Source organism: Halomonas sp. V046, assembly GCF_052645355.1.
The window spans coordinates 50264-74907 of sequence record NZ_JBQXYF010000007.1 but is presented as its reverse complement, the minus strand read 5'-3'; the positions used below and the strand labels follow the sequence as shown (position 1 = coordinate 74907).

The 24644-nt window shown below is 64.6% G+C and carries 17 protein-coding genes; 9 read left to right on the top strand and 8 right to left on the bottom strand.

Translation table 11 applies throughout. The annotated features are described in order from the left end of the window. Window positions 1-213: 213 nt before the first annotated feature. Entirely contained in the window at window positions 214-1122 is a 909-nt protein-coding gene (locus tag ACUN9Y_RS10915) for a cation diffusion facilitator family transporter (RefSeq protein ID WP_445460743.1), read from the bottom strand. Between ACUN9Y_RS10915 and ACUN9Y_RS10910 the strand changes: the two genes are divergently transcribed. Next, window positions 1123-1572 (top strand): hypothetical protein, encoded by a 450-nt coding sequence (locus ACUN9Y_RS10910; protein ID WP_445460742.1) that lies wholly within the window; start codon window positions 1123-1125, stop codon window positions 1570-1572. 206 nt (window positions 1573-1778) lie between these two features. Next, window positions 1779-3776 (top strand): alkaline phosphatase family protein, encoded by a 1998-nt coding sequence (locus ACUN9Y_RS10905; protein ID WP_445460741.1) that lies wholly within the window; start codon window positions 1779-1781, stop codon window positions 3774-3776. 93 nt (window positions 3777-3869) lie between these two features. Here ACUN9Y_RS10905 and ACUN9Y_RS10900 read toward each other — a convergent pair whose 3' ends face one another. Next, window positions 3870-4310 (bottom strand): YtoQ family protein, encoded by a 441-nt coding sequence (locus tag ACUN9Y_RS10900; protein WP_445460740.1) that lies wholly within the window; start codon window positions 4308-4310, stop codon window positions 3870-3872. 449 nt (window positions 4311-4759) lie between these two features. Here ACUN9Y_RS10900 and ACUN9Y_RS10895 point away from each other — a divergent pair, with 449 nt between their 5' ends. Continuing rightward, window positions 4760-5329, top strand: coding sequence for a gamma-glutamylcyclotransferase (locus ACUN9Y_RS10895; RefSeq protein WP_445460948.1), 570 nt, complete (start codon window positions 4760-4762; stop codon window positions 5327-5329). A 122-nt stretch (window positions 5330-5451) separates the two neighbouring features. After that, a complete protein-coding gene (locus ACUN9Y_RS10890) occupies window positions 5452-6711 on the top strand; it encodes a threonine ammonia-lyase (RefSeq protein ID WP_445460739.1) in 1260 nt (419 codons plus the stop codon). Window positions 6712-6789: 78 nt separating this feature from the next. Here ACUN9Y_RS10890 and ACUN9Y_RS10885 read toward each other — a convergent pair whose 3' ends face one another. From ACUN9Y_RS10885 to ACUN9Y_RS10870, 4 genes are all read right to left on the bottom strand, one after another. Beyond that, entirely contained in the window at window positions 6790-9051 is a 2262-nt protein-coding gene (locus tag ACUN9Y_RS10885) for an ATP-binding protein (protein WP_445460738.1), read from the bottom strand. Between the two features lie 14 nt (window positions 9052-9065). Continuing rightward, the gene (locus ACUN9Y_RS10880) at window positions 9066-9569 is read right to left on the bottom strand and encodes a molybdopterin-dependent oxidoreductase (protein ID WP_445460737.1); all 504 of its coding nucleotides are present in this window, start codon (window positions 9567-9569) and stop codon (window positions 9066-9068) included. A gap of 119 nt (window positions 9570-9688) precedes the next feature. Beyond that, window positions 9689-11965, bottom strand: a complete 2277-nt coding sequence (locus ACUN9Y_RS10875) for an ATP-binding protein (RefSeq protein WP_445460736.1) — start codon at window positions 11963-11965, stop codon at window positions 9689-9691. A gap of 21 nt (window positions 11966-11986) precedes the next feature. Beyond that, the gene (locus tag ACUN9Y_RS10870; protein ID WP_445460735.1) at window positions 11987-12490 is read right to left on the bottom strand and encodes a molybdopterin-dependent oxidoreductase; all 504 of its coding nucleotides are present in this window, start codon (window positions 12488-12490) and stop codon (window positions 11987-11989) included. Window positions 12491-12976: 486 nt separating this feature from the next. On the opposite strand from ACUN9Y_RS10870, the gene wecB reads away from it, so the two are divergent. From wecB to ACUN9Y_RS10850, 4 genes are read left to right on the top strand one after another with little or no spacing between them, the layout of a single operon-like run. After that, the gene (gene wecB / locus ACUN9Y_RS10865; protein WP_445460734.1) at window positions 12977-14125 is read left to right on the top strand and encodes a non-hydrolyzing UDP-N-acetylglucosamine 2-epimerase; all 1149 of its coding nucleotides are present in this window, start codon (window positions 12977-12979) and stop codon (window positions 14123-14125) included. Further along, entirely contained in the window at window positions 14118-16301 is a 2184-nt protein-coding gene (locus tag ACUN9Y_RS10860) for a glycosyl transferase family protein (protein WP_445460733.1), read from the top strand. The genes wecB and ACUN9Y_RS10860 overlap by 8 nt, the downstream gene beginning before the upstream one ends. Beyond that, on the top strand, window positions 16298-19405 hold the full coding sequence (locus ACUN9Y_RS10855) for an NfrA family protein (RefSeq protein WP_445460732.1): 3108 nt from the start codon (window positions 16298-16300) through the stop codon (window positions 19403-19405). The genes ACUN9Y_RS10860 and ACUN9Y_RS10855 overlap by 4 nt, the downstream gene beginning before the upstream one ends. Then, complete coding sequence (locus ACUN9Y_RS10850) at window positions 19402-20406, top strand: DUF4434 domain-containing protein (protein ID WP_445460731.1); 1005 nt, start codon at window positions 19402-19404, stop codon at window positions 20404-20406. Before ACUN9Y_RS10855 ends, ACUN9Y_RS10850 begins: the two co-directional genes overlap by 4 nt. Before the next feature lie 269 nt (window positions 20407-20675). Here ACUN9Y_RS10850 and ACUN9Y_RS10845 read toward each other — a convergent pair whose 3' ends face one another. After that, a complete protein-coding gene (locus ACUN9Y_RS10845; protein WP_445460730.1) occupies window positions 20676-20918 on the bottom strand; it encodes a hypothetical protein in 243 nt (80 codons plus the stop codon). A 595-nt stretch (window positions 20919-21513) separates the two neighbouring features. Here ACUN9Y_RS10845 and ACUN9Y_RS10840 point away from each other — a divergent pair. Then, complete coding sequence (locus tag ACUN9Y_RS10840) at window positions 21514-23700, top strand: TonB-dependent receptor (protein WP_445460729.1); 2187 nt, start codon at window positions 21514-21516, stop codon at window positions 23698-23700. Window positions 23701-23857: 157 nt separating this feature from the next. On the opposite strand, the gene ACUN9Y_RS10835 is transcribed toward ACUN9Y_RS10840, so the two are convergent. Beyond that, complete coding sequence (locus ACUN9Y_RS10835) at window positions 23858-24532, bottom strand: RraA family protein (protein ID WP_445460728.1); 675 nt, start codon at window positions 24530-24532, stop codon at window positions 23858-23860. Between the last annotated feature and the right edge of the window lie 112 nt (window positions 24533-24644).

Sequence of the window (24644 nt, the reverse complement as noted above, 5' to 3'; positions counted from 1 at the left end):
AGCGCTCTTTTCATGGCCAGGGGGCCCCGCTCTCGGCACCGGGCCCCGCCACCGGGCTCAGCGTGGCGCTCTCTGCACAGCTCCTCTCCACACAGCTCCTCTCTACCCAGCCCTCGCTGCAAAGCCACTCTCTACAAAAAGCCACTCTCTACAAAAAGTCCCTCTTTGCAAACGACCTTGCACTGGCAACGGGACACCCGCGGCACGTCACGCTCACCCGCTGGAGTCGACCCTGGACGGGGCCCCACCCTCGGCGCCAGCGCGCTCATCGATGCACTCGCCATCGGCCTCGATCTGGATCGTCACATGGGCGATGGCGTAGCGCTCGATCAGGAGTTCTCGAATACCCAGCATCACCGCCTGCTGGTCCGTCCCCGGCGATACCGCCGCATGCAGCGACACCAGGTGGCGCCCTGGCGTCAGCGACCAGACGTGGAGGTGGTGAACATCACAGACCTGGGGCAGCGCCTCGGGAATCTCCCGCTTCATCCGCTCCAGATCGAGTTCGTCAGGCGTGCCTTCGAGCAGAATGTGGCCAGATTCCTTGGTCAGTTTCCAGGCGCTGCGCAGAATCAGCAGCGCCACCAGTAATGACAACAGCGGGTCGATGGGCGTCCAGTTCGTCGCCATGATCACCGCCGCGGCGACAATGGCCGCTACCGAGCCCAGCAGATCACCCAGCACATGCAACGCGGCGCCACGAATATTGAGATTATCGCTGTCGCCTGCGTGCAGAATCGCAAACACCACGATGTTGACCACCAGCCCCAGCACCGCCACCGACATCATGGTCACACCGGCGACCTCGACCGGCGTGGCCAGGCGGCGTATCGCTTCGATCACGATCCAGAGGACGATGGCGATCAGGGTGAGACCGTTGACGAAGGCGGCCAGGATCTGCACCCGTTCGTAACCGAAACTACGCTGGGGATCCGCCGGTCGCTGACTGATACGGGCAGCAAACCAGGCCAGCATCAGGGCGGCGCTATCGGTCAACATATGGCCGGCATCGGCCAATAACGCCAGAGAGCCCGAGACGATCCCTCCGATGACCTCGGCGACCATGAAGGTGCCCGTCAGCGCAATGCCCCAGGCCAGGCGCTTCTGGCTATCGGTGTGCACATGGCCAAAACCGTGGGAATGCGCGTGGGAGTGTCCGTGGGAATCACCCGGCGAATGTCCGTGAGAAGCACCTCGAGAGCGCCCGAGGGAACCATCCTGAGAGTGCCCGCGGGAACCATCCTGAGAGTGCCCGCGGGAACCATCCTGAGGGTGCCCGCGGGAATCATCCTGAGGGTGCCCGTAGGAACCATCCTGAGAGTGCCCGCGGGAATCATCCTGAGGGTGCCCGTGGGAACCATCCTGCGGGTGCCCGTGGGAACCATCCTGAGAGTGCCCGTGGGAACCATCCTGAGGGTGCCCGTGGGAATCATCCTGAGAGTGCCCGTGGGAATCATCCTGAGGGTGCCCGTGGGAATCACCTCGAGAGTGCTCGTGAGCGTCACCCTGAGAGCGTCCGTGGGACTCGCCAGCCGAGCGGCTCGACGGCTCATCAGACTTCCCGTGCGCTGAGGCCATGAGGGTCTCCATACCGATGGGGGGCTTCTGTCAGGCTAGCATCTTACGCCTACCCCGCGGGCCTTGACGCAACGCCGCGACACTAGCCAAGAGGCTCGACGAGAGTGGTATTGTAGCGTTATCAAGGGTCTTACTTGGGCCCTGCATGGGCCTTGCACGGGCCTGTCACCAGTCTCTCCATTGTCCACCAAGGGAACGCCATGATCGACGCTGGACAGCCAGATCCCGCTGCGCGTGACGCCACGATACCCGACAACGCCCCACCCGCCGCCACCAAGGACAATGACACGGCGCTGCCCGACGTGCTCGCGGGCCCTGTGCTGCGCCGGCTGTCGGCGCAGCGTCTGCGGATCTGGCTGGTCGCCAGCCGTCGTCTGGCGCTGCGTCTGGTCCTGGCGCCAGACGGCGAGCCGCAGTTCTCCGTGGCCCTGGATGACACTCACTGCCGCCAGGTACCGATCGGCCGCCACGCGGTGATCCACTTCATCGATGTGCCACTCAAGACGCCGCTACCTCAGGATCGCCGCATCGACTATGACCTCGTCATCGATGACACCGATGACGCTACCATCGCCGACTGGGCCCCCCACCTGTGCCACACAGGCCGTTCTCGCCCATGTTTCATGCTGGCCTCACAGCAACGGCGACTCATGCACGGGTCCTGCCGTCGCCCCCATTACGACGGCCCCGACGGCCTGGCCCACGCGGACGGCTGGCTGGCCGAGCGCATCGACACACCCGAGCAATGGCCGGCGTGGCTGCTGATGACCGGCGACCAGGTCTACGCCGACGATGTGGCAGGCCCGATGCTGGTGGCCATCCACCGCCTGATCGAACGTTTGGGACTCGTCGATGAGCCGCTGGAAGGTGCCACCGTCGACGATAGCCAGGCACTCTACCGTGCCGACGGCACCTACTATTGCCGTCAGCAACTGCTGCCCGATATCGAGGGTGGCGACGAGTTGCGCAAGCGTTTTTTCGGTGGCGTACGCAAGCCGGTATTCACCTCGGCCAATGCCTACAATCACCTGATGACCTTCTCCGAGGTCATGGCCATGTATCTGCTGGTGTGGTCGCCGACGCCCTGGCGCCTGTTCGAGGTGACACCACCGAGCCTGTCCGACGACAACCGCGAGGTCTTCGACGACGAGGCACGGGTCATCGCTGACTTCGTCGCCTCGCTGCCTCGCGCCGCCCGGGTCATGGCCCAGCTACCGACGCTGATGATCTTCGACGATCACGACGTCACCGACGACTGGAACCTGACCGCGGACTGGGAACGTAGCGCCTATGGACACCCCTTCTCGCGGCGCATCATCGGCAACGCCCTGCTCGCCTACCTGCTGTGTCAGGGCTGGGGCAACGACCCCGAACGCGTAGCCACACCCTTTGCCGAGGCCATCAAGCTGCTCGACGACGCCGAGGCCAGCAACGGCTGGCTCGACGGCGATGAACTCGATGCCCTGATCACTCGCCTGCAACGCTTCGAAGGCTGGGAGTACCAGGTACCCGGCACGCCGAAACTGGTGGTACTGGATACCCGTACCCGGCGCTGGCGTAGCGAGAAGAACCCGAAGAAGCCCTCCGGGCTGATGGACTGGGAGGCTCTATCGGACTTCCAGCAGGAGCTCATGGACGCAGGCTCGGTGGTGATCGTGTCACCGGCGCCGATGTTCGGCGTCAAGCTGATCGAGACGATCCAGAAACTCTTCAGCCTGGCCGGAAAACCGCTATTGGTGGACGCCGAGAACTGGATGGCACACCGCGGCGCGGCAAGCGTCATGCTCAATATCTTCCGCCACTCGCGCACCCCTGGGCACTACGTGATTCTGTCCGGCGACGTACACTACTCGTTCGTCTACGACATCCGCATTCGTCAGCGTCGCCAGGGGCCGATGCTGTGGCAGATCACCTCGAGCGGGCTCAAGAACTGCTTCCCCGATAGCCTGCTCGACACCTTCGATCGCTTGAACCGCTGGCTGTACTCACCGCGCTCACCGCTGAACTGGTTCACCACCCGTCGGCCGATGGCGGTCAGGCCGCGTGACCCGGATCGGGCCAAGGCTGGGGAACGTCTGTGGAACGGTTCCGGCATCGGACTCGTGACCCTGGCACCCGACGGCAGCCCCGAGGACATTCGCCAACTGGACGCCCGCGGCATGGAAGTCACCTTTCCCCCGCCGAACAAGTCGCCCTAGCGTGATGTCGAGGGTCTGACCTTGAACGCCGGGGACGACGGTATTCGCTCCCTCCCCAGCACTCAAGGCGGGCCCCCCCTCAGCTGCGGGCCCTCAGCTGCGGGTCACGTAGGTCAGGATCTCGACCACCTGGTCGGTGGTGGTGGTCCAGGCCATGGCGGCGGCATCCACTTCCTTGAGCGGATGAACAATCTCTTCGCTGTGCAGAGTCACGTAGGGCGTGCCGAGGGCGGCGCAGAATCCGGCGTCGAAGGCTGCATTCCATTGCTTGTACTTGTCGCCAAAGCGGACGACGACCAGGTCGGCCTGCTCGATCAGCGTTCGCGTGCGGATGGCGTTGACCTTGGAGGACTTGTGGTCACGCCAGAAGCCGCTCTCCTCGCCACCCAGATGGTCCCCGGCGGCATCGCTGGCATCGTGGTCGGTCACGGCCGAAGTAAAATCGACATCGAGCCCGGCTTGCTCGGCGCCGCGCTGGATGGCATCGCGCCAGTCGGTATGAATTTCGCCGGAAAGATAAACGGTAAAGCTCATGGTGGCTCCCTGAATGCGTGGATGGTGTCCGCAAGGAATATGTGGCCGCAGAGTGAACCGCAGCGACCAGATCGACACCGACATGATGGCATCACCAGCATGCCAACGCTGGGGTCTGCTGCCCCGTTCAGGGGCGTCGACCATACCTCTATCGGAGCGACATCATAGCCCAGGATATCTTGTATACAAACGTCAGGCCAAGATCGATGCCCGCCGCGATCGCCGCGGGGCTTGTGCCGTGACGTCGGCCCATCGCATGATTGAGGCTCGCCAGCTCCACCGCCGTCGACGCCGGTGGCGATGCCCCCTTTACCCAGAGCGCAGGAAACCGGATGTCCGCCCGCCACCCGCCACATCACGCCTCAGACCGAGCCAGCCATCACCGGGAAGATGGCGATGCGGCGCGCCCGCCGGCGTCGTCAAGCGATACCCGGGAGCTCAATCGACGCATGACCCACTTCGACGGCCATGAGGCGATCTGGGTGTTCGGCTACGGATCCTTGATCTGGAAGGCGGGGTTCCCCTACCTCGAGCGGCGACCGGCGCTGGTTCACGATATGTCCCGCCGCTTCTGGCAAGGCTCCCACGACCACCGCGGCACCCCTCAAGCGCCCGGACGAGTGGTCACCCTGATCGATGAGCCAGGCGCCCAGTGTCTTGGCATGGCCTACCGCATCGCTCCGCAAACGCTCGCCCCTCTCGACCTGCGGGAAAAGAACGGCTATCTGCGGCGCGTCGTCACCTTGCACTTTGTCGACACCGACGGCTCCCCCGCCGGCAGCCGCGAGCAGACCGCCGAAGGCCTGGTCTACATCGCCGCTGCGGACAACCCCGCTTACCTCGGCGACGCCTCGCTGACCCGCATCGCCGCGCAGATCGCCGAGGCCCATGGCCCGAGTGGCCCCAATAGCGACTACCTGTTGCACCTGGACCAGGCCCTCAGGGACCTCGGTGGGCCCGACGAGCACGTCACGCTGCTGGCCCGCGAACTGCGTGAGCGAATGCCAGACCCCGGCTAACGCCTGACAGCGCCAGATACCAAGTTGCCCGTCCCCCAGTCCGTTATCGGCCTGCTCCCATGCCCCTCCACGACGGTCGCCGGCGCCCACGCAGCCGCCTTGTCTTTTCCTTGGAGATCACCATGAGCATAACCCTCGACGATGTTCGCCTCGCCGCTCGGCACACCGCCGAGCACCTTGTGCGCACGCCCTGCCTGCACTCGGCAACGCTGTCGCGCCTGGCCGGCTGTGAACTCTACATCAAGTTCGAAAACCACCAGTTCACCGCCGCCTTCAAGGAGCGCGGGGCGCTGAATCACCTATTATCATTGAGCGCAGACGAGCGTGCCCGGGGGGTCATCGCCATGTCCGCCGGCAACCATGCCCAGGCGGTGGCTTATCACGCCTCTCGCCTGGGCATCAAGGCCACCATCGTGATGCCCCGCCACACCCCCAACCTGAAGGTACGCAACACCCGCGCCTTCGGCGCCGAGGTGCACCTGATCGGCGACGGCGTGGCAGAGGCCGGCGACTACGCCCACCAGCTGGCCGATGAACACGGCTATGTGTTTGTTCATCCTTACGACGACCCACGCATCATTGCCGGCCAGGGCACGATAGCCCTGGAAATGCTCGAAGACGCCCCCGAACTCGACTGCCTGGTCATTCCCATCGGCGGCGGGGGCCTGATCGCCGGCAACGCGGTGGCCGCCAAGGGGATCAACCCCGAGATCGAGATCATCGGCGTCCAGACCGGGCGGTTCCCGTCGATGCGCCAAGTGCTCGCGGGGGACCCGGTACACTGCGGCCAAGCCACCATCGCCGAGGGTATCGCCGTCAAGCAGCCCGGCCTCCTGACCCGGGAACTGGTGCGTGAACACGTCAGCGACATCGTGCTGGTGGACGAAGCGGCCATCGAACGGGCCATCCTGATGCTGCTGGAAATCGAAAAGACCGTAGCCGAAGGCGCCGGCGCGGCGGGTCTGGCGGCGGTCCTCAGCGACCCCGAACGCTTCCGTGGCCGGCGGGTGGGGCTGGTGCTGTGTGGCGGTAACATCGACATGCAGGCCCTGTCATCGGTCATTCAGCGTGGCCTGGTACGCTCCGGGCGCATCGTCCGGGTTCGCGTCGGTATCTCCGATGTGCCAGGGGCGTTGGCGGAGCTGACCCAGCTCCTGGCCGAGCAGCGCGCCAATGTCATCACCATCACCCATCAGCGCACCTTTACCGACCTGTCACTGAAGGCCACCGAAGTCGAAGCGACACTAGAGACATTGGGTAGCGAGCACACCCGAGAGGTGATCCAGGCGCTGCGCGACGAGGGGTACGACCCGGTACTACCGGCCAATGAAGTGCATCCGGACGAGCGCTGGGGGGGCGAAGCCGGCCCTCAATCCCACTAGGACGCGATGCCGCGCCTGCCAGCCGACCGGCTGGCAGGCGCGGCCAATGCAAGGCCGCCCTCGTCGGTCCAGAGACGCCTAGCTCCAGACCATGCCGACATCGCGCAACGCCTTGCCCGTGGCCGGTGCCAGGCGCTCGAGCGAGTCCAGAATTTGGCGCAGGCGCGTATCCGGACCGCCGGAGGCCTGCTGTTCGAGCTCGGCCATGCAGGCCTCGATGGCGACACAGCCAAGAGAGGCGGAGATTCCCTTGAGATCATGAGCCTCCAGGCCGAGGCTCTCGCGGTCGTCGAGGTCGAGCGCCTCGCGCAGGCGCTGCGCACGAACAGGAAGGCGCTGAAGGTAGCTCGACACCAGGCGATTCAGTCCCGGCGGCGACATCAACGACCGCAGCTCGTTGAGCGTGGTCGGCGACAGCAGGTCTTCATCCATTGCCTTCCGCCAATCCTGACGCTGCAGGCTGTCGCCGACGACGGCGCCCTGCCGTTCGGAGGCGTCGACGGCCGCCTCGAGGTCCCGGCCTTGAGTCGCTAACACCCGGGCCGGATAACGCTTGAGTACCCGGCGCAGGTCGCTGCGCGAGAACGGCTTACCGAGCAGGTCCTCCATGCCGGCCGCCAGGCAGGCCTCGCGGTGATCGGGCATGACGTTCGCTGTCACCGCGACGATCGGCAAGCGTGACACGCCGGCGCCGGCGATCGTCGCCAGCTGTGCTTCGCGTTCGCGCCAGCGACGGGTCGTCTCGAGCCCATCCATGACCGGCATCTGCATATCCATCAGAACCAGGTCAAAGTCGCGACGCCCCAATGCCTCTAGCGCCTGCTCACCATTGCCGACGAGTTCGCAGCGCTGCCCGAGTCGCGCCAGCATGACAGCCACCAGCTCTCGGTTCAGGGCGTTGTCTTCGACCACGAGGACCTGGTGGGCCTCGATGTTGTCGCTCCCCTCCTGCTCGCCACTGCCTTCGCCACTCGGCTCGACACCAACCGGCAGCGGTATCTCGAACCAGAAGCGACTCCCCGACCCAGGCTGGCTCTCGACGCGCAGCTCCCCGCCCATGGCCGTCACCAGGCGCGCGCAAATCGCGAGCCCCAACCCCGCGCCCTCGTGACGGCGAGCCAGTGTCGTATCGGTCTGAGCGAAGGGCTCGAAGATGCGCGTCAGGTCCTTCTCGTCGATGCCACTCCCCGTGTCATAGACGACGAAGCTGATGCGGTCGCCTTCGGACTTCGAGACACGCAGCATGACGAAGCCGTGCTCGGTGAACTTGAAGGCGTTGTTGAGCAGGTTCATCAACACCTGTCTCAGCCGATGGCTATCTCCCGCTACCCAGCAGGGAAGCTCGGGAGCCGCGCGCAGGAGAAACTGCACGCCGCTGAGCGGTTGGGTCTGGTAGCCCATGCTCAGCTGCTCGATCATCCGCGGAAGCGAGAAAGGCTGGCACTCGACGGCAAGATGCCCGGTCTCGATGCGGGTGTAGTCGAGCACATCATTGATCACGGCCCGCAGTCCATTGGCGCTCTCCTCGAGCCCCTCGACATGGCGGCGCCCTTGCTCGCTCAGCGCCTCATCGCGCAGCAGGTCGGCCATGCCCAGTACGCCGTTCAAGGGCGTGCGGATCTCATGACTCATGATGGCCATGAAATCCGACTTGGCACGGCTGGCAGCCTCGGCTCGATGCACGGCTTCACGCAAGGCGCTGGATTGGGATTCTAGCAGCAGGGACTTGCGACGACGCCCACGGCTCTCGCGGACCACGGCATGAATCAATACCCCCCCCGCGACCAGTGTCAACGCCATGGCCGCCAGCACCAGCAGATACAACCGCGACAGTTCGACCATGTCGCCACTGCGGACTTCGGCCGAACGGGCACCATGATCCCGCATCAGCTCACGGCTCATCGCCTGCAAGCGCCCCAACTGGTCGGTCAGGCGCTTGGCAACTGCCGCATCGAGCGTCACGTCGCCCTCGGACAGGGCCAAAAAAACCTCGTCGAGCCGGTGCATCGACTCGATGATGCGCTGAGCCACCTGGGCGGTACCGGGATCGGCCTTCAAGCTATCGGCGGTTTGCCCTTCCTCCAACGAACGCAGGCGGCCATAGAGGAGTTCAAAGTCGAGCAGGATGGCATTGAGGCCGTCGCTGCCCTGCTCCCAGATGGCCATGCGCAGATCCCGTACCGAGCGATCAAACTGGTACAGCGACCAGGTCACCGTATCGATGTCGCGGTGGTACAACGACTTTTGCCGGTCGAACACGAGTCCACTGGCGACCAGCACTGCCACCAGAAAGACCACGGCGGCGATGGCTGAGAGCCTGACTCTCATGGAATGAGGCATGTTGGCTCCGCCGCTCACTGGACCTCGATCCGGGCAACCTGCCACACGGAGCGACTGTAATAGATATTGCTATTGAGCTGGTGATGATCATCGAAGGGATAAACGACGAACAGCGGCCCCCTGTCACGCACGCGCATGCTCTTGCCATCCCGACTCATGGCCAGAATCACGGCATAGCGTTCGGCATCGTCTGTGGGGATCTGCGACTGATAACCATTGATGGCATGAACCGTGATGGCCTCGCCGCGGGCACCGACCGCGGACAGCACATCACGCAGCAGTGGCCCACGGAACCGCGACTGTCCATCGATCCAGGGCAATCCTGTCAGGGTTTCATGCTGGGGCAGTGCCAACAGCATCTGGCGGTCGAAGTGTGCCTCTGCGTTGCTGTTGGTCTGCGCGATGTTCCCGGAAACTTCCAGCATCACGGGGCCCTTGGGCGCATCGAGTGCCCAGCCCATGGTGGCCAGCCCAAGGCATACCATTGCGACTCCCCACAGCGTCCATCGTCTGAGCATGCCTGCCATCCTTAATTCCTGCCCCGGACACGGGTACCGGAGCCGCGTCATTGTCGATCATGCTAATGACTGAATACGGTAGGTGAAAGTCGTCAACTTCACCAGACATGCAAGGAACTTCAGCCCGCCTCGCCGACCACCTTGCAGGCGCGCCAGGCCCCTCCGGTGCGTATCCCCAAGCCTTCCAGCGTATCGATACGACGCTTAAGGCACTCGACTGGCTCATCGACGGCAGCGAGTGCCAGCTCGGACGCATCGCGGGCAACGCCACTCGCGCCAAGCGCCAGCGATGCATTTGCCAGCTCATCGCCTTGCAGTGCCAGCATCAGGCGATCGCCTTCATCCATCGCCGCCCGCAGGCGCGCGATTCGCGCAGGGAAACGTAATAGATAACCCGTCACGAGGCGCGCCAGGGCATCCACCGACATGACCGAGCGCAACTCATCGAGCACCGCCGAACTCAGCAACTGGGCATCTACCTCGCCCTCGAACGGCGAAGCGTCAGCGTCGCCAAGCGTCGGGCGCGATGAAGAGCGAACGGCCGCCGCCTCGGCGCCAACGGGTGGCCGCCTGGATCGCGACGGCACGCCGCTCAACACGCGGTGAAGCTCGCGCCGGGTGAACGGCTTGCCGATCAGGTCATCCATACCCGCGGCCAGGCACGCCCTGCGATGCTCGGCCATGCCATTGGCCGTGACGGCCACAATCGGCAGCGGCCTCAAGTCTTCCCCGGCCAGCCGGCATTGTCCTTCGTACTCGCGCCAACGACGCACCGTCTCAAGGCCATCCATCACCGGCATCTGCAGATCGATCAGCATCAGGTCGAAGGGCCGACGCGCCAGCGCAGCGAGGGCCTGTTGACCATCTTCCACGACCTCGCAGGACTGCCCCAGGCGAGACAGCATCACCGCGATCAGCTCACGATTGAGGGCGTTGTCCTCGACCACCAGGACATGGTGAGGGTCGAGCCGAAGAGCGCGATCGATCGCCGGCGTTTGCGAGGCAGCCGGCGTAACGCCTTCGCCCACGCGGAGCGGAATATCGAACCAGAAACGACTGCCAGTGCCACGCTGACTGTCGACGGCCAGTTCACCGCCCATCGCACGAATCACGCTACGGCAGATGGCCAGTCCCAATCCCGTCCCCTCATGGCGCCGCACCGAGGTCGCATCGGGCTGCGCAAAGGGCTCGAAGATGGCGTTCAGGTCCTGGGCGTCGATCCCACAACCGGTGTCATACACCACGAAGCCGATTCGCCTGTCATCGACTCGCATCACCCGCAGCATGACAAAGCCCTGAGCGGTGAACTTGAAGGCATTGTCGAGCAGGTTCATCAATACCTGACGCAGGCGATGGACATCCCCTTCGACGAAATCGGGCAACTGTGTCGAGAAACGCAGAAGAAAGGTCACGCCGTTGCCTGGGCGCGTCTGATAGCTCAAGGCCAAGTGATCGAGCATCTGGGCCAGCGAAAACACCGCGCGTTCGATGACCATCTGGCCTGCCTCGATGCGGCTGTAATCGAGCACGTCACTGATCACCGAACGCAGACCACCGGCACTTTGCTCGAGACTTGCGACATGCCGCTTGCCCGCCTCGCTCAACGCCTCGTCGCGCAGCAAATCGGCCATGCCGATCACGCCGTTGAGAGGCGTACAGATCTCATGGCTCATGATGGCCATGACGTCGGACTTGGCTTGGCTGGCCGATTCTGCCCGGGTCACCGCATGGCGCAGCGCCCGAGACTGCACCTGCAGCAATTCGGCCTTCAAGCGGTGCGCCCGAGCTTCTCTTCGCAGCGCCATGACCAGTATTGTCCCGGTGATCATGATCAACACAATGCAGAGCAGGACCACCCCATACATGCGCAACAGTGCCTGGGTATCCGACGTGCGCAACTGGGAGGCCAAGGCGTTGTGTTCGCCGAGCATTCGGCGACTGAGGGCCTGAGCCTCGACAAGGCCAGTCGCCACGCGCTGGCGCGCGGCATCATCGAACGCCTGTGAACCCTCGGCCAAGGCGCTGAACAAGGGGTCCAGCCCCTCGATCAGATCGATGCTCTGGTGCACCAGCATCAGGTCATGGCCATTGCGTTCCATGAATTGGCGGGTTTGGCCCTGCAGCAACATCTGGCTGCGACCATAGAGAATATCGTACCGCAGGACCAACCCATCGAGCTCCCCCGCCAGCGAGTCAACGGGGGTTTCCAACAGCGCTATGCGTGCATCGCGCACCGACCTGTCGAACTGATACAGCATCCAGGTCACCGTATCGAGCACCCGCTTCTGCAACTCCTGCTGGCGATCGAAGATCAGACCTCCCACCACCAATGTCGCGATGAAGAACAGCAGCGTAGCGATGGCCGAGACACGAGAGCGAAAGGGAAGCGAGATCATGGGAAAACCCACACGGCGATGTCAGCGCACGAGGATGGAAGACACCTGCCAGACCGAGCGGGTCAGGTAGATGCTGGTGAATATCTCCGGATGGTCATCAAACGGATAGATGACGAACAGCGGCCCCTGATTGCGCACTCCAAGCGGCCGTCCATCTCGGGACATGGCCAGAATCACGTCGTAGTCGCGGACATCACTCAACGGAATCTCGGCCGAATAGTCGTTGAGCGCTCCGACCACGAGGGTGTCGCCGGTCGCGCCAACGGCGTCCAGCAGGGCGCTTAACAGAGGACCTTGATAGCGCGAGGGGCCATCGAACCAGGGCAGATGGGGCAGCGTTTGTGCCTGGGGCAGCGCTTCGAGCATGGCGCGATCAAAGTGCGCCATGCGGCCGGCATTACGCACCTCGATGTCGCCCTCGACCTCGAGCAGCACGGGACCTTCAGGCGTCTCCAGGGCGGCGACAGGCCCCCCCATCATCATCCCCAGCGCTGCCACCAGCACGACCCACCGCCCTCTCATCATGGCTATCTCCTTTCGCGCAGAAGATCCTGGGCCTGGTGAGCCGCCTCCGCTTGCGGACCCGAGTGACCCCAGGGCAGTTCCCCGACCATCGCCGAATCACGCCCTTGCGTCGGAAAATTGTAAGACTGCGCTAATTTAAAGCCCACTTTTGTGAAAGTATGTATCACATTCTTCTTTTGTGTCTATGACTTCCCTCTCTGTCGGCGCTCGTTCTGCCCCGGGCCCTCCCTGGCCCTCCCCTGGCCCGTGCCTCGCCGTGACTGGACTCGCCCCCTGCGGCCGCGGCCCCGCAGCGCCGTCAATACTCCCAGTGCACTACCATCATCGAGGCATTCGACTTAGGTGTTTGATTTTTATAGTGAAGTCTGCAAAATGGGCTAGAAAAAAGCCGTATTCTTTGATCACTGTCACGGCGCTGGAACCCGCTTCCCACCGCGCGAAGCGGACACCCCTCTGGCACACGCCTGCACCCCGGATCGACACCCAATGCATCGAGTCATGCTGGTGATCGGCACTCGTCCCGAAGCCATCAAGATGGCGCCCGTGGCCCGGGCCCTGCTGTCCGCTCGGGACTTTAGCCTTCACCTCTGCACCAGCGGCCAACATCGCGAGATGCTTCACCAGGCGCTCGCACTGTTTCACCTGCGCCCGGACGCCGACCTGGGCGTCATGCAGCCGAATCAGACGCTCAATGGCCTCATGCAAGCGATGATCGGCGCCCTCGATGTCGAGCTCGATCGCGTATCACCCGAGCTGGTCATGGTGCACGGCGACACCGCCACCTGTTTCGCCGCTAGCCTGGCCGCCTTCCACCAGCACATCCCGGTGGTTCACGTCGAGGCAGGGCTGCGCACCGGAGACCTGCAGTCACCCTGGCCGGAAGAGGCCTATCGCAGCCTCGTTGCCCGCCTGGCCGTGCGTCATTACGCCCCCACGACCAGCGCGCGGGACAACCTGGTGGCGGAAGGCATTACGCCGGCGCGTATCCGCATCACCGGCAACACCGTCATCGACGCCCTGACCTGGATGTCGGCCACCCTGACCGAAGCGCACTACGTTCCCGGCGCCTCATCACCACTGCGGCAGATACGCCATCACGCACCGCTGGTCCTGATCACCGGGCACCGCCGCGAGAACCATGGTCAGGCCATGGCCAGCATCTGTGACGCCATCGCGATGCTCGCCGAACGGTATCCCGATACCGATTTCGTCTATCCGGTGCACTTGAACCCGGCGGTCAAGGACGTGGTGAGCGGGCGCCTGGGCGGTATCGTCAACGTCCTGCTGGTACCGCCTCAGGACTACCGCGACTTCGTCTGGCTGATGGGGCGGGCCACACTGATCCTGACCGACTCCGGAGGCATCCAGGAAGAAGCCCCGTCACTCGGTGTCCCGGTACTGGTAATGCGTCAACACAGCGAACGCCACGACGCCCTGGCCGCCGGAACCGTCATCCTGGTGGGCAGCGCCACCGATGACATCGTGGTGGCCGTGAGCCGTCTGCTCGACGACCCCGAGGCGCGCCGACAAATGTCGTCTCGTGCCAATCCCTACGGCGATGGGCTTGCGGCAGCGACGATCATCAACGACCTGCGCGACTGGCTATCCCCTGGACCAGGAGCCGCCCATGACTGACCTGACCCTGTGGTTCGTCGATGGCATGGCGATGCTGCTCTACGGATTGAAGTGGGTGGCGGTGGTGCTCGCCCTGCTGATGCTGGCCTTCGGTCTCGATGACCTGTTTCTCGATAGCGTGTACTGGCTACGCCGGCTGTGGCGTTACTGCTTGATCTACCGCGACACCCCAAGGGCCGATGAGCAGCGACTCTACGACCAGCCCGAAAAACCGCTGGCGGTGATGGTGCCAGCCTGGCAGGAAGTCGGTGTGGTGGGACAGATGGCCCAGTTGATGGCCTCCACCATGGACTATGAGAACTATCACATCTTCGTCGGCACCTATCCCAATGACCCCGACACCCAGGCCGAGGTCGACGCGGTCTGCCAGACGTTTCACAACGTCCACAAGGTCGTGACGACCCGCCCCGGGCCGACCAGCAAGGCCGACTGCCTGAACAACGTGATCGAGGCCATCGCACGCTTCGAGAAGGCCGCAGGCATCGAGTTCGCCGGCTCCATACTGCACGATGCCGAGGACGTCATCTCGCCGATGGAGCTGCGGCTGTTCAACTATTTGCTGCCGCAGAAGGACCTGATCCAGGTCCCCGTCTATCCCTTCCGGCCGCGCTGGCATGAGCTCTCGGGTGGACACTATATCGACGAGTTCTCCGAGTACCACGGCAAGGACGTGATGGTGCGAGAGGCGATGTGTGGCCAGGTCCCCAGCGCCGGCGTCGGCACCTGCTTCAGTCGCCGAGCCCTGGCGCAACTGCGCGATCTCAATGACGGCGTCACCTTCGATATCTGGAGCCTGACCGAAGACTACGACATCGGTTTTCGCCTTCACGAGCACGGCCTGTCCTGCGTCTTCGTACGCTACAGCGTCGAGGACGCCGAGTTGTCTCCCCATCGCGAACATAGCCGTGGGCAATCCCGCCACGACAGCCGAGTCATCTGTGTACGCGAGCATTTCCCGACCCAGTTTGCGGCCGTGGTGCGCCAGAAATCCCGCTGGATCACCGGGATCGTGTTCCAGGGCTATCAGCACCTCGGCTGGAGTCGGCACTGGCGCCTCAACTACTTTCTGTGGCGCGACCGTCGTGGCCTTATCGCCTATCCGGTGGCCCTGGTCGCCAGCGTGCTGATGGTGGTGCTGTTCAGCCTATGGCTGAGCACGGTGCTGCTGCCTGAAGCCTGGCGATTTCCCGATGTCCTGAGCGGTACCTTGCTATCGAATCTGCTGATCATCAACGGCGGCCTACTGGCCAATCGGGCATTTCAGCGCTTCTACTTCGTCAAGGTCTACTACGGCTGGGTCCAGGGGCTGCTGTCGTTTCCGCGCATGCTGTGGAGCAACCTGGTCAACTTCATGGCCAACCTGCGTGCCTGGAAGCTGTTCTTCACCCGCGCCCGCCATCGCACCTTCGCCTGGGACAAGACGACCCATGAGTTCCCCCACATCGACGCTCCGCGCCAGATTCCGCTGGAAGACTTTCTGGTCGAAGACGGCATCGTCGACCAGGCGACGCTGGATACCCTGCTGGCCCGTCCACTACGCCGCCGCCTGGATCGCGAGCTACTGATTCAGGGCAAGGCCAGCGGCGAGGACCTGCTCCGCGCACTGTCGCGCAAGCACGATACCCCTTGGCTGTTGATCAACCCGATGCGGCTGCCGGCAACGATGATCGAATTGATGCCGGCACACATCGCCTTGCGCTACGCTGCGCTTCCCATCGCCGAACAGGACGACGCCCTGGTCGTGGCGACCGAGACCCCGCTCAGCCCGGTGGCCAAAGGAGCCATCGCCCGGCGTTTGAAACGCCCCATCATCGCTCGCCTGGTGCCCGCCGGACGCGTCACCCTGGGACTGCGTCACTGGTACCTCGGCGCCCTGTCGGCTCGTGATGCGCAGGCGCTGGATGCCCTGGACGAGCGCACCGCCACGGACCGAGCACGCCTCGATCGCTATTGCGGCCACCAGGTGCTGCTCGGCCAGTTGCTGCTGGAACAGCGCCTGATCGCCGCGCCGCTGTTCGCCCAGGCGATGATCGACTTCGATCCCGACAGCGCACGCCTTGGCGAGTTTCTCGTCGCTCGCGGCATGCTCGATGAGACGACCCTCGGCGTGGCGCTAAGCGCCCTCAAGGAGGAGCAGCGGCTCGCCACCGCGGTGCTCGAGGAGGTCCCCGCGTGACGCCTGCTATCCGCGCCGCCCTGCTCACCGCGGTGGCACTTTGGGTGGCGCCGCCGGTCACGCTCGGCGACGATGCACTCAGCGAGCTCCAGCGCTTTCGCAGCTATCCCTACCTGGACAAGGCCTATCACGCCGTCGAGGACGAAGACTGGCGCGAAGTCCAGCGCTTGATGGAGTACCTGATACAACGCGTCCCGGAAAATGCCGAGGCCCGTCGACTGCTCGCCCAGGCGCTGCAGGCGCAGGGCCAGCTAGGGGCTGCCATCGACGTTCTCAGCGGCCTCGCCGACGAGGGCGCCGAAGCACAGGTCCAGGAACTTCGTTTGGCCCAGATCCGCGCCGGCGAGGCCAGCGCCGATACATTGTCACGCTGGCTAGGTCAGACCCGCGGCCAGACCCGCGAGCGGCTGTGGAAGACAGAGGCCCAGCGGCTGAACGATCGGCACGGCCCGAGGGCAGCGCTCGACTGGCTACTGGGCCTGTCGTCACGGGACGATGACGCGGCGCTGCATCGCTATCGTGCAGTGATCGCCGAACAGGCAGAGGACTGGACCACGATTCTCGTTGAACTATCGCCGACCCTGCTGCCGGACCCACTGGCGCACGACGATTGGCGGCGCCTGACCACCGCACTGATCCAGACCAACGACATTCACGGATTTTCCCGCCTGCTGGAGCAGCTTCCCGACCCGCAACGGCGCTACGCCTTGAAGGCCGGCGCCGAGTCCGCCATCGAGCTGGGCTTTCCCGGCGTCGCCAAACGCTGGCTGACGCGGCTCGAGACCCTGGGGCCGCTGGATGAGGACACCCGCCAACAGCTTCTGCAGACGTCGCTGGCGACCGGCGATGTCGCGTCCGTGCGCCGCCTGGCCGACCAGGGAGCCCTCGACTGCTTGAGCCTCTCCGCCTGGTTGAGCGAGCACCACGATCCCGACGCCCTGACGGTGCTCGGCGGTTGCGACCCGGCCCAGGATCCACAGACCTGGCTGATCCTGGCCGCCCGGCTAGAGGCCACGGAGCTCCTGGCCGAGACGACCTTGCCCGAGCCCTGGCACGATCGCCAACAGCAGGTCCTGCTCGACGCCTTCACCGCCGACGGACGGCTGGCCGATGCCCTCGCCGTGCTGGCCCAGCTCCCGCAAGACGCCGCGACCTTGAGCACGCGGGCGGAGCTTGAGCGGCGGCTCGGAAAACCTCTGGCGGCGGCCGACAGCTGGACCCGTCACTACCGCTTGACGGGGCAGGCGCCGTCGCTGGAGCAGGCAAGCTACCTGCTCGTCGACGCAGGCCGACCCGGCGAGGCCCGGCGCCTGCTCGAGGATGAGCTGGCGAGGGCGCCACAGGCGCCGATGCCGCAGACCCTGTCCCGGCTTGCCATGCTCTACGCCGAACAGCCCCAGACGCTATCGGCCAGCATCCTCGACACCTTGATCGGGCGCCTTACCCCGGTCGATCGTGATCGGCTGCTCGAGACGCTGGCAACCACGGGCCGCTGCGATCTGATCCCCGCCATCGCTCAGCGGCAAGACGTTGCGCCCCCCTGGCGGGCCCTGGGCCTTTGCAGCCCGCAACGCCCCGGCCAGGCGGTGGTGGCTTTCCGCCAGGCCCTCGCCGAGAGCCTGGCACGCGGCGATGGCGACAGGCTACGTCAGGACCGCAAGGCCTTGGCCTACGCCCTGTTCGACGCTGGCGACGCACAGGGTGCCTGGCAAGAGTGGCTGGCGTTGTCTCGCGACCTGCCTGCCGACGCCTCCCTGGGCGACGACGAGATTCAGGCCGCCGCGCGCAGCGCACTCGCCGCCGGAGATGCCGACAATGCCTGGCGTCTCTGGGCGCCAGCGACGCCGGCATCCACACCAGATAGCCTGCTGCTGGGTGCCCGAATCGCCCAGGCCAGGGGCGATGACCGCAAAGCCATGGCCTTGGCCGAGCGAGCCACCGTCCGCGCCGACAACGCGGCCACCCTGGCCTCCGCCAGCGCCATTGCCGAGCGCGCCGGCGAGGCGCGACGCTCGCTTGCGTGGCTCAACCGGGCCCACCGGCTGTCCGGCGAAGCACCTGGCCTGACCCGGCAGCTGGGGCTGCGCCTGGCCAGCGGCGAGGGCAACGACCAGCGCCGAGCCATCGGCTTGCTGGAACGCTCCCGCGCCGCCTTTCCCGAAGACGTCATCGGCGCAGCCACCCTCGGCAGTCTCTACTATGACATCGGCGACAATGCCCGCTCGCTGAGCCGCAGCCGTCGCGCCATCGACCTTCAACCCATCGATCTGGCGGTGGGTGACGCCGATTCCACGGAGATGGCCCAACGCCGTTACCGCCTGAGGCGCCAGCATCAAACCCTGACCCAGCGCGACCGCGTCACGCTCGCGAGCGCCTGGGGCCCCACCAGCCCGGTCCCGGGTGTGACCAGCGACGATGTCGATAGCGCCATCAATCGAGACGGTATCAATACCCAGGTCCTCGAGTGGGACCATGCACTGGGGCAGGACCCCATCCATCAGGGTCGCCAGCTGGCCGCCTACACTCGCCTCATCCTCGGCGACAGCGAGCGCTACGACTATGGCGCCGGACGCTCGGTGGGCCTTGGCTTGCGCGCCAAGCCGTTCGGAGATATCAACCTCAACCTGTACGCCGAGGCCTTCGCCGAGAATCAGAAAAACGATGACCGGCATACTCGCTACGACCTGCTCTTGCGCGCCAGCGGCTCCTTCCTCGACCAGGGCGAGTTCCGCAATGACTGGCGTCCGACCGAGACCGACTGGAGTGAGCGTTCACTGTACCTCAGCGGCGCCTGGTGGACCCACAGCGGGGATGTCCAACTGATGGGGCGTCTGCAGCGAGGTCATACCTTCAAGCTACCCACCGACACGGCGCAGACCCTGATGCCCTACACGGCCCTTCAGGCCTCGAGCCATGACACCAGTACCTGGGATGAAGATACCCGCGTCGCCGCCGGCCTACGTTGGCAACTGTGGTTCGATCAGGACCGCTACAACGCCTACCGTCGCAAGGCCAGTGTCGGCGTGGAGTACCAGCAGTCGCTCGGAGGCAACCTGTACGACGACCGCGATGGCTGGCAAGTGAATCTGGAGGTCACGCTATGACCCGTGCCCGACTCGCACCACGGCTCGCCGCGGTATCTGCGCCAAACACATCCAGCGTACGCCGCGGCGCCGCTCGCGCGGCACTACGACGCCTGGCAGCACTCGTCCTGGCGTGGTGTGTGTGTGTCACGCCCGCCCTGGCTCAGACCGCCCCGGCCGAACGCGCAAGCCTCTCCCTCGCGGGGTCGTCGTCCGCTCGCCCCGGCCCCCCAGCGCTGGTGTTCTATCAACCTCAAGACCGCGATGCCACGCTGTCCGCCGACCAATGGCAAGCACTATGGCAAACGGCTCGGGCCCAGGGCACCACCACCCTGATCGTCCAGTGGACGCGCCACGGCGACGATGACCTCGGCGGTCATGACGGCTGGCTGGCGCAAGCGCTGGCCCTGGCCGAAGAGGCCGGCCTGGCGTTGATTCTGGGACTCGTTCAGGATCCCCGCTACTACGATATCCTGCCCAACAATGCGCGCTTCTCCGGCTACTGGTATGACCAGATGGTTCGGTCGGCACGTCAGCAGCAGCGTTTGATCGAGACCTGGGCATTGTCGCCGGTGGGCTGGTATCTGCCACTGGAACTGGACGACTGGCTGTTCAGGGACGCCGATGTCCGGCAAGAACTCGCGCGCCAGCTCGCAAGCGCGACGACGGTGCTGGAGGGGCCCTTGCACTTGAGCATGTTCGCCGGTGGCTTTCTGACGCCGGAAGACTACGCCGCCTGGGCCACCACACTGAACCGTGCCGGCTGGCACGTATGGTGGCAGGACGGCGAAGGCACCCAGGCGCTGATGCCTGCCGTGCGTCACGCCTATCGTCAAGCACTACCCTGTCAGGTGGGGATCATCGGCGAAGCGTTTTCTCAACGCAGCGCGGAAGACGAGCCCTTTCACGCGATACCCGCCGCGCCCCGTACCGACGCTGCCGACTGCCACCCGCGGGCAACGTTCTCGCTGCGCTATCTGCCCTGGGCAAGGATCCTGCGACCGAACGACGACTCGCGCTAACCGCACGGGCAGACGAAAATGCACTGAGCAAAAAATGCACCGAGCAAAAAAAGCACCGAGCAAAAAAAGTGCCGAGCCCTAGGGCCCGGCAAGAGGTCATTCTCTGTCTTGTCATCGGTCGGCAGTCGACACTCGGGACGGTCGACCGCCGGACCACCGAGTCAGCCACCAGCCAACCGCGACGCCGCGGCATCCACGATCAGCCGCGGCATCCGGTCATCGGTGCGGGCATCTGCCCGATAACATGACCCGATTGGTCGTCGCGGCGATCAGCCCTGGCTATCGGCGGCCATGACTTCCTGCAGCAGCGACCGGAGTGCCTGGACCTCTTCCTCGAGGGCCTCGACCCTGGCTTCCTGGACGGCCATATCCGACGTCATGTTGATCTCGCTGAGACGCTTGTCCAGCATTTCAGAATCCATAGCGAACGCTTGGCCTGCGAGCAGCATTGGCACTACCGCCAGAGCAGCGACAAGTGTCATCTTGGCATTCATCTTCGGCATCATCTTCACGGGCATCATCCTATGGGCATGCATGTCTAAACGAGCGACTCGCGATTGACTGACAAGTGACTGACGAGCGGCATACCGCTGCCTCATGAGTCACTTCTCGAGGGTCCCAACGTCACCACCGCATCCTGAACGGCCACAGGACCGTCTCCGGGTGGCAAGGCACTTGGTTCGTTGAAGATAGCAAGGCGGCGCAACCCCGCGGGATGACTTGGTCTCGAGTTATCGAAAGAGCATAGTTTTCATAAAAAAATATGCATCAATGTGCGCAACAGGGCCGCATTGGCCCACGAATGCCTCCGCCCCCGTCCCCGGCACCTCGCCAACGACATCCACCGCCCCACCACCTCCACCGACGATTCCTTCGGCCATGGCCCCGTCCCCTCGGCGCTTTTCCCCCAGCGCTTTTCCCGCAGCGCCTTGCCCCAGTCCTCACCCTGGCCCCTCGACGAGTGCCATTCTGGCCGGACCGATGTGCACGTTGTTGCACATTTTAATGCAACGCATTATCGTTGCGCCTTAATCACCAAAACGATAACCATTCCCAGTTAAGAGCAATGCCCGCGTTGCTCTCGATCGATTCAAGGAAACGCTCGTCATGTCCCGGATCTGTCCGCCGTCATCGGCTCGACTGCGCCCGCTGCTGCTCCGCTCTGCCCTTCCCCTCAGCCTGCCTCTCGGTATTCCTCTGTGCGCCTTCGCTCTGGCGGCCCAGGCCCAGACCGGTGCTACCTCGACGGTCTCCGCCACGGCGACACAGGCCAACACCCTTGATCCGGTGGTCGTCACGGCCACCCGCAACAAGAGCCTGGCCGGGCAGACGCCACAGAAGATCACGATCATCAGCCAAGAGGACATCGAGCAACAGCTATCGATCACCCAGGACCAGAGCCAGGTACTCAGCAACCTGATTCCGTCCTACTCGCCGAGCCGCCAGAAGATCTCCAATTCCGGCGAGTCGCTGCGCGGCCGCGAGCCGCTGTTCATGATCGATGGCGTGCCCCAGTCGAACCCCTTGCGCGACAGCCAGCGCGACAGCTACACCATCGACCTGTCGATGGTCGAGCGTATCGAGGTCATTCACGGCGCCAGCGCCGAACACGGGCTCGGCGCCACCGGCGGCATCATCAACTTCGTCACCCGTCGCGCCGAGGCCGGCACCGTCAACCAGCACGCCGGCGTCACCCTGACCAGCGACGACGACGTCCAGTCCGATAGCTTCGGCTACAAGGTCGACTACCGCATCAGCGGCCAGGAAGGCGACTGGGACTACCTTGCCGCCGCCAGCCAGCAGCACCGTGGCGTGTTCTACGATGGCGACGATGAGCTCGTCGGCATCGCCAACCAGGGTGAGATCCAGGATTCCGACAACTACGACCTGTTCACCCGCATCGGCTACTGGATCGACGACAATCAGAACCTCGAGTTCTCCGCCAATCACTTCGATCTGGAGAACGACCACGACTACGTGCCGGTGAGTGGCGATCGCGACAACGGCATCGCCACCTCGGCGCGCAAGGGCGACCCGGAGGGTGACCCGGCCTATAACGAATCCACCAACCTTAGCCTGAGCTACGCCCACGCCGACTGGTTCGGCAACGAGGTCGATGCCAAGATCTACAGCCAGCGCTTCCGCGCCCAGTTCATCACCGGCCCGTTCTTTCCCTACCAGGACGGCGGCGTCGAGCGCTTCGACCAGACCCGCAACGAGTCCGACAAGCTAGGCGGCAAGTTCACCCTGACCCGCGGCGGCCTGTTCGACGACCGCCTGACGCTGACCACCGGCATCGACGTTCTCCAGGACGAGACCCAGCAGGTGCTGGTGCAGACCGGTCGCGAGTACGTGCCCGAGACCGAATACCGCAACTTTGCCGGCTTCCTGCAGGGCGATTTCAAGGTCATCGATGGCCTGACCCTGCACGCCGGTGTGCGTCAGGAAGAGGCCGAGCTCAAAGTCGATGACTTCTCCACCGTGGACCGTGGCAATGTGCTCAACAGCGAGGCCGACGTCGAGGGCGGCAATCCCGACTTCAGCGAGACCCTGTTCAACGCCGGCCTGGTCTATCAGGTCACCGAGTGGGGCCAGGTCTACGCCAACTATTCTGAAGGCTTCGGCATGCCGGACGTGGGCCGCGTGCTGCGTGGCATCGACCAGCCGGGGCAGGACGTCGACACCCTGCTGAGCCTGGAGCCCATCGTCACCGACAACCGCGAGATCGGTACCCGGCTCAACTGGGACGACTACCGCTTCGAGCTGAGCTACTTCGAATCGGACTCCGATCTCGGCCAGCGCTTCTCCGCCGACGACACCGGCGTCTATCAGGTCAATCGCGAAAAGACCGAGATCCACGGGGTCGAGTTCAGCGGCGAGATCGATGTCACCGACGATCACCGTGTGAAGCTCTCTTACACCCATGCCAACGGCGAATCCGATACCGATGGCGACGGCAGCGTCGACACCAAGCTGACCGGGCTCAACATCGCCCCGGACACCTACAAGCTGTCCTGGAGCGCAAGCTGGACCGACCGCCTCTCGAGCCACGTTCAGCTGATTCGCTACGATGACCGCAACGTCGAGAACTCGGAGCTCAACTTCGACGGCTATGAACTGGTCGATGCCAGCCTCGGCTATCGCCTGCCGGTGGGCCGCATGAGCGTCGGCGTCGAAAACCTGTTCGACGAGGACTACTTCACCTACTACTCCCAGTCCGCCCGGGCCAGCGACGACTACTACTTCAAGGGACGTGGCCGCACCCTGACCCTGGGCTACCAGCTCGACTTCTGAGACTCGTCGAGCACACACAGCCTGAACGAGAAACGCCAACGGCGGTGGTCCTGACCAGCGCCGTTGGCGTTATCTTCTCTCGTACGACCGGCGTCCGAACTTGCCCGCTTCGACGCCAGGGCTAGCGCTTGGCGCTCAGCGCTGAGATTGGCCCGGGCTAACGGAACCACTCGGGATGACGGGCGCGCACTTCGTCGCGGCGCGCCGCTTCCTTGGCCTGCTTGTCGAGCACCGGTCCAAGCAATGCCTCGGCCCGCGCCGGTGACAGTGCGAAGACGCCGTCATCGTCGCCGACAATCAGGTCCCCCGGGCTTACGCTGACCCCGGCGATACTCACCGCTCGATTGACCTCGCCCTCGAGCTCCATGGCCCGAGTCGTCAGCGGGCTCACACCCCGTGAATAGACCGGCAGATCCAGCCGAGACAAGACCCCCACGTCGGTGACGCGTCCAGACGTCACCACCCCGGCAAGCCCTCGTTCCAGGGCCGCGTAGGCCCTGAGTTCGCCCCAGCAGGCGCGTGTCTCGTCGCCGGACACATCGATCACCAGCACATCGCCGGGACGCACCAGCCCCAGGGCACGACGAATCGCCCCGCCGTCCAGGTGCGGCAGTCGCACCGTCACCGCGGTGCCCAGCAGTCGAGACGGCCGCCTCACCGGCTCGAGCCCGACGATGGCGCCGATATCGGTGAAGTGTCCCAGGGTCGAGGTCGCGACCTCGGCGTACCGTTCGATCAGGCGCTCGCAAGGGCCGTCGGCGGATGGCTTGGCCCCACCGGGTGGTGCTCCACCGGCGGGCGCCCCGCCGGCTCGCGGTTGAATGTCGTACATGGAACCCTCGTTGGCTTACTGTCGTTAAGTGGAGGTCTGCGGGGAAGATCAACGCAGGCTGCGGCGACATCGACGCCGACAGCCAAGAAACGGGGCGCCGTTCGGCGGCGCC

What these genes read in the sequence shown, in the direction of transcription:
- ACUN9Y_RS10870 (WP_445460735.1), bottom strand. Translation starts at nt 12,490, where the DNA reads ATGATGAGAGGGCGGTGGGTCGTGCTGGTGGCAGCGCTGGGGATGATG.
- ACUN9Y_RS10885 (WP_445460738.1), bottom strand. Translation starts at nt 9,051, where the DNA reads ATGCCTCATTCCATGAGAGTCAGGCTCTCAGCCATCGCCGCCGTGGTC.
- wecB (WP_445460734.1), top strand. Translation starts at nt 12,977, where the DNA reads ATGCATCGAGTCATGCTGGTGATCGGCACTCGTCCCGAAGCCATCAAG.
- ACUN9Y_RS10875 (WP_445460736.1), bottom strand. Translation starts at nt 11,965, where the DNA reads ATGATCTCGCTTCCCTTTCGCTCTCGTGTCTCGGCCATCGCTACGCTG.
- ACUN9Y_RS10880 (WP_445460737.1), bottom strand. Translation starts at nt 9,569, where the DNA reads ATGCTCAGACGATGGACGCTGTGGGGAGTCGCAATGGTATGCCTTGGG.
- ACUN9Y_RS10840 (WP_445460729.1), top strand. Translation starts at nt 21,514, where the DNA reads ATGTCCCGGATCTGTCCGCCGTCATCGGCTCGACTGCGCCCGCTGCTG.
- ACUN9Y_RS10910 (WP_445460742.1), top strand. Translation starts at nt 1,123, where the DNA reads ATGGCCAAAACCGTGGGAATGCGCGTGGGAGTGTCCGTGGGAATCACC.
- ACUN9Y_RS10890 (WP_445460739.1), top strand. Translation starts at nt 5,452, where the DNA reads ATGAGCATAACCCTCGACGATGTTCGCCTCGCCGCTCGGCACACCGCC.
- ACUN9Y_RS10850 (WP_445460731.1), top strand. Translation starts at nt 19,402, where the DNA reads ATGACCCGTGCCCGACTCGCACCACGGCTCGCCGCGGTATCTGCGCCA.
- ACUN9Y_RS10895 (WP_445460948.1), top strand. Translation starts at nt 4,760, where the DNA reads ATGACCCACTTCGACGGCCATGAGGCGATCTGGGTGTTCGGCTACGGA.
- ACUN9Y_RS10860 (WP_445460733.1), top strand. Translation starts at nt 14,118, where the DNA reads ATGACTGACCTGACCCTGTGGTTCGTCGATGGCATGGCGATGCTGCTC.
- ACUN9Y_RS10835 (WP_445460728.1), bottom strand. Translation starts at nt 24,532, where the DNA reads ATGTACGACATTCAACCGCGAGCCGGCGGGGCGCCCGCCGGTGGAGCA.
- ACUN9Y_RS10900 (WP_445460740.1), bottom strand. Translation starts at nt 4,310, where the DNA reads ATGAGCTTTACCGTTTATCTTTCCGGCGAAATTCATACCGACTGGCGC.
- ACUN9Y_RS10905 (WP_445460741.1), top strand. Translation starts at nt 1,779, where the DNA reads ATGATCGACGCTGGACAGCCAGATCCCGCTGCGCGTGACGCCACGATA.